This is a genomic window from uncultured Methanobrevibacter sp., from assembly GCF_902764455.1.
Classification (GTDB): domain Archaea; phylum Methanobacteriota; class Methanobacteria; order Methanobacteriales; family Methanobacteriaceae; genus Methanocatella.
The window spans coordinates 54,665-65,933 of record NZ_CACWVY010000011.1 but is presented as its reverse complement, the minus strand read 5'-3'; the positions used below and the strand labels follow the sequence as shown (position 1 = coordinate 65,933).

The 11,269-nt window shown below is 30.2% G+C and carries 5 protein-coding genes; all 5 read left to right on the top strand.

Features of this window, described 5'->3' with window-relative positions; genetic code table 11:
- Nucleotides 1-262 precede the first annotated feature (262 nt).
- Nucleotides 263-616, top strand: a complete 354-nt coding sequence (locus tag QZU75_RS04200; protein ID WP_296881733.1) for a hypothetical protein — start codon at nt 263-265, stop codon at nt 614-616.
- Nucleotides 617-634: 18 nt separating this feature from the next.
- Nucleotides 635-1,471, top strand: a complete 837-nt coding sequence (locus QZU75_RS04195; RefSeq protein WP_296881732.1) for a hypothetical protein — start codon at nt 635-637, stop codon at nt 1,469-1,471.
- 9 nt (nt 1,472-1,480) lie between these two features.
- Nucleotides 1,481-4,003: an Ig-like domain repeat protein gene (locus tag QZU75_RS04190; protein ID WP_296881730.1), complete on the top strand. Its 2,523-nt coding sequence runs from the start codon at nt 1,481-1,483 to the stop codon at nt 4,001-4,003.
- A gap of 262 nt (nt 4,004-4,265) precedes the next feature.
- Complete coding sequence (locus QZU75_RS04185; protein ID WP_296881729.1) at nt 4,266-10,730, top strand: hypothetical protein; 6,465 nt, start codon at nt 4,266-4,268, stop codon at nt 10,728-10,730.
- Entirely contained in the window at nt 10,731-11,258 is a 528-nt protein-coding gene (locus tag QZU75_RS04180) for a hypothetical protein (protein ID WP_296881728.1), read from the top strand.
- The last annotated feature ends 11 nt before the right edge of the window (nt 11,259-11,269 follow it).

Sequence of the window (11,269 nt, the reverse complement as noted above, 5' to 3'; positions counted from 1 at the left end):
AGGAAAATTAGACAATACTAACAACCAAATAGAAAATTACATTGGCAATACAATGCCACGAGCACATAAAAAGAAATTCAGAACAATGGAAGGAGTATTCAATCAAATTATGCTTCAAAAAAATGGATGGATTGAAAAAAGAAATCAAGAGCTAACATTTTGACAGTCCCTCAAAATAAAAGGCATGGATATATATTGCATTACAAACATAGAATACATTAATAACAAACTTGTAACACACTTATACTAAAGGTGAAAAATTATGGCTGAAGAATTTGGAGGATCAATAATACTAGCAATCATTGCTACAATAATTGCTTTAATACTAGGAATTATAGGTTTATTCTTAAACCTCAATTGGTTAAGCTTTCCTATAGCTGTAGCAATAGTTGGATTAGCATTAGGATTAATGAGTGATGATTTTCTATCTGCAGGTATTGCTGGAGCAATCACTGGATTTCTAACAGCATTTCTCAAAGGTTTTGTAATATCAATTATTTGGGGAGGTTTTGCAGCATCAATTCTTAATAATGCTATTGGCGGACAATACTTATTATTAATATTTGTTGGAGCAATATTTGCAGCAGGATCAAGCATGATTTTAAAAGGAAACTAGAATAAGGGGGATATAATTATGAAAAAAATACTAACAATATTGATGTTTGCAGCAGTATTTGGAATAGTAATGGGTTCAGTTGCTGCAGCAGACTTGCAGGAACATGACTTTAACGGTCAATTTAAATTAAAAGTACCTGGTAACTATTGGATGGCTAATGCAGGAGCTGATGGTCACCAATACGAAGATGGACATGGAATCAAAATACAATATTTAACCTTAAATGATATTAAAGGAGGAACTTTTGCTGATTACCTTGCCTCACAAGGATTGAAAAATGGCAAAATTGACGGTAACTACCAAATATTCCAAAAAGATGGGAAATATGTGGTAGTTGCTAATTCCAGTGATGAAATGTATATTATTACAGATAAGGATTTGAATGAAGCAAAGGCAATTGCTGAAAGTGCAGATTTTGAAGGTAATGATGCAACTGAAGATACTATAAATGATGATTTATCAAATGTTACATCTAATGATTTGGAAAAAGTTAAAATGGGCAAAGTTTTAACTATCAATGCTCCAAAAGGATCAAATCTTAATAAAGCAACATTTGATGGTTTTTGGACTGTAGCATATACGGCCAATACAGAAGCGGCAGTATACTATACTAACGATGAACTATCTAACACTACAATAGATGATGCATACTATGACGAATTTATCAAAAATGTAACATCTCAAAAAGGAGTTAAATCATCTGAAATAGATAATGTAACTATTGTCGAAGGTATCCAAAACATCGATGGGACAAATGCTGCTTATGTGCATGGTGATAATGCGATGATAATTGTTGTTTCCAATGATTTAAATCTGGTCAAAAATATGGCTCAATCTGCGGAATTTACAAAGTAGGTGGGGGAATTGTTTAAAAAGATAATGTTGGTATTAACATTGTTGTTGGTTGGATTATTTTTAGTTTCTTGTGTAAGTGCATCAGATAATCAAGCCAGCATTACAGACGGTGCTGATAATATGTTGGCAATTAATACCAATGATGATGAGATAATCAACCAAGAGAATGTTTATGGAATATGTAATGATGATTCAAATAAACTAAATGATGCGGATACATTATCATATTCTTATAAAAATGATGAAATTACGTTATATAATTATAGTTTTGATAATGTTGATGATATTTCATCTGTGTTCTCTTCTTCATATGATAATCAACTTTGCAGTACGGATTTAATCGCTACACATTTTGATATCCCAAATTCTTTTAATAAAGCTATTACAATAAATTTAATGGATTCTTCTAATAATATTGTTAAAAATGCTGAGATAATGTATTCTTTTGATTATTCCGATTATCAAAAAACACTTTCAGGTAATTCCATTGGCATTCCAACTAGTCTGGAATCTGATGCTGCACATACATTGCTATTAGCTTATTCCACTAATGGGAAATATGCAACTTGTCTTAAAACAGTTTATTTCTTTAAGCCAACATTAGGTAAATGTACTTTAACTAATTCTGGTCCTTCAAAATCAAAATTTTCAATAACGACTTATGATGGTGCCGTTTATGGATCGATAAATGTTAAATTGTTAAATGAATTAAATGGGTTAATTAAAAATGAACAATTTAATTATTATATTGATAATGATACGACTAATCAATTTAATGCTACTAGCGGTAATATTGTTTTAAATTTCACACCCAATTCTTATCATGATATTGTTTTTGTTTACAATGGTAAATCGTCCAAGTATGTTCCGTGCACAAAAACTATTAGGATATGTTATAAATCGTCAATTCTTCTTAAAGAAAAACAAAAATATTATGTTGACGGGGGTATGCGAATCCCATTAGAATATTTTGATGAAGGATCTTGGGTTCATGGTTATACTTTTGTTCCATTCGGCACCAATAATATTTCATTAAAAAATCCTTATACGGGAGAAGTTTTAGAAAAAGAAATAACTATTTTAAAAAGAATAATCAAAGTTGATGATTTAATAACTGATTATAAAGATTTAATAGAATATAAAGTACGAGCCGCTAATGAAAATAATATATTCACATCTAATTTGACGGTTACTTTTATCTTTGATGATAAAACATATGATAGTGTAACTGATGAAGAAGGTTATGCAAGTTTTAAAACACATTTAAAAGCGGGAAATTATACAATCACAACTCGATATTGTGGAATTGTCAGTACAAACAGAATTATTATTCATCCTATTTATGTTGATAATGAATATGAAGATATGCACATTGATTCTTTAACAACATATTACGGAACTGACAAAACCATTAATTATGGTTGGAATGGTTTCTTTAAAGGGTCTTTAAAGATATACAAAGAATCCATATTAATTAAAACCATCGTTTTGGACAATTCCAGATATTTTAATGAGAATTATACATATGATATTTATTCTAATTCTATTTCCACATCTGAATTAAAAGATGTTGGCACATATTCATTAAAAATTATGAATCAAAACGACACAATCATTGCCCAATCATCTGTTATTATAAAAAAAGTTCCTACTGAGCTTCATGTAAATGATGTATATGCATTTAAAAATTCTAAAGAAACAACATATCTATTTTTATATGAAAATAAAAAGGAAGATCCTGATGTAAATGGCGTAGTGACCGTGAAATTCAATGGCAATACATATAATGTCAATATGAAAAATGGGGTTGGTAAAGTAACATTTAAAGTTCCAGCCAAATATAAGCAATATTGGGCTACTGCAACTTTTAAAGGTGACAATATTCATGAACCTTCTTCCTGCAAATTCTTGGTTGATGTCATAAAATATGATTGTGATGTAATAGTTTCCGACATGTCTAAAGTTAAACCTGGAGCAAAAATCACATTAAAAGCAAATGTATACTATAAAATGGGAACAAAAAAACTCACTTCGGGTGTAATTAAGTTTAAAGTCAATGGTAAAACTTACAAAGCAAAAATCAAAAATGGTGTTGCAAAATTAACTATCAATGCACCAAAAGAAGCAAAAACATATACGTGTAAAGCATCTTATGCTGGAACCAAAGATATCTACAGTAGTTCTACAAAATTCAAAATAACAGTTAAATCAGCAAAAAAGAAAAAAACAACATCATTTACAGTCGTAGTTCCAACAAAACTTAATCAAAAAATTAGCAAATCTTATGGAATCTATAAAGTCACAACACGTAAGTTTATTAGCAATTTGTATTATGGTGGAAAAAATGCAAAGTTACAAATACTTGTTTATAAGAATGGAAAACCATTGACTGATTTTAAAGCAAAATATGTTGTTTGTATTTCTTCAGGTAAACAAGTATCTGTAACTGTTGATGGAAACTGGTGGTCAAGGTCTATAAGTTATAATGATGTTTTAAATGCTTACAAAATTAAAGCTACAGTATGGCCATAACTAAAATTGAAATGTAGGTGCAATCTGCATCTACTACTATTTTTTTATTTTTTCGTATAATTTGTCATCAGGAATATATCTATTTTTATAGGCTCTCCTGTTTGGTTGCATAAATGCTTAATTATTTTCATAATTATTGATTTATCTGACAATATAATCGACCATATAATTAAGAATTCAAATACTTATCTACGACCATAAATATTAATACAATGTTGTGAATAAATTTATATCAATAAATAAATATTTTGGAGGAAAGATTTTGAGATATAAAAAGAGTTTAATATTCATTTGTTTGATTATTTGCTTGTTTAGTGTTGCTAGTGTATGTGCTAGTGATGTAAATGAAACAACGGTGGCAAGTGAAAATCAAGTGATAATGGAAAGTCAAGATGTTGATTTGCTTGAAGTTGAAAATCAAAGTGATGATGAATTGGGTGTGTCATCAGGAACATTTACAGATTTGGCAAATGAAATAGATAATGCTAATGATGAGTTGAATTTAACTAGAAATTATGTTTATAATTGTACTGTTGATTCAGATTATAAATATGGCATAAAAATTTCTAAATCAATTACAATAAATGGTAAAGGTTTTTCAATAAATGGAAATAATAATGCAAGTGGTTTTAGAATTAATTATAAAAATGTCACTCTGAATAATATTTCTTTTTTTAATTGTTTTTCTTCAGACGAGGGTGGTGCTATTTATTGTAATAGTTATACATGTATTCTAACTGGGTGTACTTTTGTTAATTGTTCATCTAGTGAGGGTGGTGCTATTTATTGGGGGCATTATTATGGATTAATTTCTAATTGTAGTTTTGTGAATAATTCTGCAGATCGCGGTGGTGCTATTTATTTGTATAAAATCAAAGGAATTATTTTTAATTGCATTTTCACGGAAAATTATGCGATAAATGGTGGTGCTATTTTTTGTTATAGTGGCGATAATGGTGTTGTTTCTAATAGTATTTTTAAAAATAATTCTGGAAGTGCAATATCTTGGCGAGGTGCTAACGGGACAGTTTTTAATTGTAAGTTTATTAATAACTTTGATAAATTTGCGGGTGGTGCAATAGCTTGGAGTGGTGCTAATGGAACTGTGTTTAATTGTAGTTTTGTGAATAATTCTGTTGATTATAATCTTTCAGATTATGTTTATGGTGGTGCTGTTTACTGGTCTGGAAGCAAAGGGGTTGTTTTTAATTGTAGTTTTGTGAACAACTTTGCAAAATTTGCGGGAGCTATTTGTTGGTTATCTGATAATGGTTTTGTTTTTAATTGCATTTTTGTTAATAATTCTGCAAATTATGATGGTGGAGCAATTTATTGGTCTTATCTGGATCATTATTCTTCTTATGACCGCTGTTTTAATGGCACTATTTTTAATTGTAATTTTGTCGATAACACTGCAAACCGTAGTGGTGGTGGTATTTATTGTTATAGTGATAATAGTAGCATATCAAATTGTAATTTCACTAATAACTCTAATGGTATTCTTGGTGAAGGAAAAAACAATAAAGTTATTGATTCTTTATTTGTAAATAACAAGAAAAGTGATATTTTTTGGATAAAATATGTTCAAGTTATTAATTGTAATTATTCTTATGTGAATGATAAATGCCAAATATTTCATAAATCCTTTATAAATGCATATTTTCCTGAAATGATTGATTTTGGTGAAATTCTTAAATTAAAAACAGAAGTTATACCTAATGCTACAGGAAACATTAGCGTATATATTGATGATGTATTAATAAATAATATTCCTGTAAATGAAATGATAGACATTAATAATTTAAGCATAGGTAATCATTCAATTAAAGTTATTTATAATGGAGATAATTATTATGCCAGTAGCATAAATGAATCAATAATAAAAGTGAATAAACTTAATTTAAATTTATCTATTTCACATATTGATATCGCTGGAAATACTAGTTTTTACTTTTATTTAAATAAAGATGCTACTGGAAATATAACTCTTATGGTAAATAATGAAAAATATAATGAGAAGATTGAAAATGGATTTGTTTTAATTAGTATTTATGATTTATTTGAGGGAAAGTATAATGTTACAATAAAATATTCTGGGGATAATTATTTTAATTCATTTTGCAAAGTTTTAACTAATTTGAATATAAAATCAAAAACAAATCTTGTAATTTATTCAGAAAATGTTTTCATTGGTGAAATAGCTTCAATTGATTATAATCTTACTTCTGGAGCAATAGGTATAATTAGTATTTATACTAATGATACTTTTATCAAAAATGTTACTGTTGGGGGTGAAATTGAATTAGAAGGGTTAAAAGTTGGAAATTATACTATTAAAATAATTTATAATGGTGATGAGTACTTTGCAAGTTGTGAAAATACAACTAAATTAACAATTTATAAATTAACTCCAGATTATTATATTGATGATAGTGGTGCTGGTAAAAATGCAAATATAAGTCTGGTTTTCGATGAGGATGCAACAGGCAATGTCAACATCTCATTTGGATACTGGGATTTGGATGATAATAATAATGATGTATGGAAAGGTAATTATAATTTCACCGGCCAATTAATCAATGGAGAAGTGAATTTCACTATTCCAAATCTTGAAGGTGGATGGATTGAGTATATTATAAAATATTCAGGTGATGACAGGTATGATTCACTGAATGAGTCAGATTATATTTGGGTCAGTTACAAGGATTCCCCAATCAGCATTGACATTCCTGAAATCAACTGGTCAGATAATGTAATTTTAAAACCAACACTACCAAATGGTGCAACTGGAAACATTCATCTGTTATTAGATAACATTAGCCTAGCAAACATTTCTCTTGGCGATGGTTTCAAATATAACGCCATTAATGGAGGTAAACACTATTTGACTATTGAATATTCTGGTGATGAATACTTCTCATATAATGAGACAACAGTTGAATTTTATGTAAATAAACTGAACTCCAATTTCAGCATGGAAAGCACTTTTGATTCTGAAAAGTACATTACAATTCCAATCACTTTAAATGGCGATGCCAATGGTGTTATCACTGTAAACATTAACGATAACATTTTCTCAGGTGATGTAGTCAACGGTTCATTCAACTTTACCGTAACTGATTTGGGTGCCGGAACACACAATGCAATCATCAACTACACAGGTGATGATAAATACAATGACATCTACATTGCAAAGGAGATTACAGTTAATCTAAAGAATTTCAATTTGAATTTAAACATCTCCAACATTTTGAAAGATGAAAATCTTTTAATAAAACCAAATTTGGCTGAAGGTGCAACTGGTACTGTCAGTATTTATGTTGACGGGGAACTTAAAAGAACAATCAATGTTGGATCAAGCTACACTTTAGCAAAACCAAGTATTGGTCAGCACAAAATCAGACTTGTCTATTCTGGAAACACTTACTTTACTTCATCTGAAAAAGAATTCTCATTTAGAGTATTCACTATCTATCCGATTGAAGCAGTTGACACTCAGATTGTTTATGGAACAGACAAGAAGTTCCAGGCAAAATTCTACGATGAATATGGTGAGATACTTGCAAACAAATATGTTTCATTTATCGTAAATGGAACTGAATATCCGATCAGAACAAACTCCGAAGGTATTGCTGTTTTAGATGTTGATTTGGATGTAGGTGAATATAATGTTTCTTCTGTTTCACTTTTAGATGAATCAACTACAAACAAGTTATTGATTTTCCACAGTGTTCATGCTGAAAGCATGATTATTGAGTATGGAAGCGACACAAAATTCAAGGCTAGATTTTTAGATGAAACTGCAAATCCTCTTAAAAACACCCGTATTGTATTTAATGTCGATGGAAAAGATACAATGGTTACAACTGATGTTGATGGCTTAGCTATTCTAAACACTGAGCTTGCAATGGGTGCTCATTACATCACATCAATTAACACAATAACTGATGAGAACATGACCAATAAGGTCGTTATCGTATCAGACATCAATTCAATCATATCTGTTGAGGTTGGTGACATCAATTACGGCCAAAATGCCAGTGTTAAAGTCAACATTGACTCAGGTTATCTGAATGCTGATGTTACTATTAAAGTGACTGGTGAAAATGGTTATGAGCAAATTTTCACACAAAAAGCTGCTAAAACAATAACTAAAGAAGTAAGTGGTTTGAATGCATCTAAATATCGTGTTAATGTAAAATATGCTGATGAGGATTTATTAACTATTGATAAAAATACAACATTCACTGTTTCAAAAATAGATCCTACAATCACTCTTAATGTGGATGATGCTGTCATTGGTGATACTGCAACATTAACAATAAATATTCCTCAAGCAACTGGTGGTGTTGAAATAAAAATGGGCACTGAAACTTATGATGGGCAATTGATTGATGGAATGATTGTTAAAGAGCTGTTTGATTTCAAGATTGGTGAAAATACAATTGAAGTATTTTACAAAGGTGACAATAATTTTAATCCATTAATTAAAACAACAGCATTTAAAGCTTGGAATAATTTAGATTTAGATGTGGCTTATGAATCTGAAATAATGGTTGGTGAGGATTACATCATTGACATTAATAATTTAGATGAAAATACTAACGAAGATAATTTAATTCTTTTCATTGACGGTGTTAAACATAATCATGATTTTAGCATAATGTATGACGATGAAGACACCAATCACATTCAAATTAGTTTTATTGCTGATTTAAGTGAAGGAGAACATATATGGGAAATAACCTATCTTGATAATGTAAATTACATAAATACTTCTAAATCTGTGGAATTTAGTGTTATTGTTCCTCCACAACATGATACTTACCAATTTGCATTAATTACAAACAAATCCGTCATTAACATCCCATTTGATAAAATAACTTGGAATGTGAAAACAGTATCCGTTTATGATGAATATCTTGCTGAGTATTATGATGACCCGTATGTCAATTATACCTTTTCTACATTCACTTTAGATAATATTGGCTATGTAATTATAACTTCAAGTGAAAATCCTTCTTTCGCTTCACTTGCAGTACCATTCAATCCGAATGGATATATTGAGCATGATGGAATTTATTATGCAGTAAAAGATGGTGAAATTACAGACGTAATTGGCTATTCTGATTACAATGTTTATGATAATGAGTATTATCGTATTGTAGGTAGTGGATATAAAACGTTTAGTGAAAATGCAGGTGCTGTGGAATATGCTCTTGTAAATGGTGAATGTTATAAGATTACAGGAACAATGGGTGCTTCAACAGCAATGTTCAATAGAGCTATCCAAAATGTTGATTATAAAATTGTAAATGGTAAATATTACACATTAAACGACGAACTGATTGAAAATCTGTTGGATGAGTCCTATGGAAGTGACTATGCAGTAATTAACGGTACTTTCTATGATATTAATGGAAATATTTACACTCCACACGCCGCTTGGACAATAGGTGATGTATTAATTAACAACAATGGTGAATTGTCAAAAGTTGTTTATGGAAAAGATTATAATAATTCATACGCAGTGGATGATGGAAAACTCTTTGCAGTTGTTGGAGATGCAGTCGGAGAAATTGTTGATGTTGATATGAACCAATCTGTTGAAAATCAAACATCAGAAAATACAACTGACATTAATGAAACTGTTGAGCCTGAAATTGATATTCCTTCTTTGGATAATGTTTCAGAAGAGGGTAATGTTGTTGTTACTTTACCTTCTGATGCTACTGGTACTGTTACTTTGACTGTTGGTGGTAAGGATTATATTTTTGATGTTAAAGATGGTGTTGTTAATGTTAAATTGCCTGAACTGGAAAATGGTAATTATGATTACACAATAACTTATTCTGGTGATGGTAAATATTCTTCATTTGTTACCAATGGTAATGTGAATGTCAATACTACTAAACCTGAAGATGTCAAACCAACACCTCAAGTTGTTATTCCTCCATTGGATGAACCTTCAGAGGATGGATCAGTTGCAATCAGCTTACCTGGTGATGCAACAGGAACAGTAACATTAACCATTAATGGTAAAGAGTATTACTTTGCTGTGGTGAAAGGTGCTGCAAATATCATCATTCCTGATTTAGGCGATGGAAATTATCCATATACAATTACCTACTCTGGAGACAGTAAGTACTCATCATTCACTACAAATGGAACTTTAAATAAAGTTGCTCCGGCAATAGACCCAGTAATTACTGCCTCAAATGTTAAAGTGACATATGCAAATGGAAAATATTACACAATAAAAGTGTATGGAACTGACGGTGAACTTGCAGATGGGGTTAAAGTAGTTATCACTGTTAAAGGAAAAACCTTTAAAACTTTAACTACATCAAATGGTGTTGCTAGGTTTAAAGTAACAAATGTTCCTGGAACATACAAGATGAACATAACTGCTTTAGGTAAGTCAGTTGTAAAAACATTAACAGTAAAACATTTGGTAACACTCAAATCTGTTACTGTTAAAAAGTCTGCGAAAAAGCTTACTTTACAAGCAACTTTGGGTAAAGTCAACGGTAAATACCTTAAAAACAAAAAGATTACCTTCAAATTTAACGGTAAGAAATACACTGCAAAAACAGATAAAAAAGGTGTTGCAAAAGTAACCATTAAATCAAGTATCCTCAAAAAGCTTAAAGTTGGCAAAAAAGTAACTTACCAAGCAACATACAGTAAAGATACTGTTAAGAAAACTGCGATAATTAAAAAGTAATTGCTTAGGCAGTTACTTTACTTTTTTTCTTTTTTTCCTATAAAAGAACCAACAAAAATTAAAATTACAAGTGATAAAGAGCAGAATGAGGGTGGAGAATTATCCATACAATTAACAGATTTGAATAAAACTCCACTATCCAAAGAAGTAGTTAACATTACAGTAACCAATAGTAAAGGCAAAGTTGTTGTTGACGATGTTGTAAAAACTGATTCGAAGGGTAAAGCAAAACTGGATTTGGATTTGAAGAAAGGAAAATACAATGTTACTGTAACATATGGTGGAAATGAAAATTATACTGGCAACAATACAACACAAAAATTGACAGTTAAGGAAAAGGTTGTTGAAACACAGGCAGATACTTCAAGTAGTAGTTCTTCAAGTGTTTCCCAAAGATACACAACTGATGAACATGGTACTTATGATAATGAAAGGGATATGTATATTGATCGTCAATTTCAAGGTTCTTCCAAAGCAGAAGTGCAAGAATTTGAAGAAAAAATTAGAAGAGATGGTGGAATGGTTTAATTATTCAAGTA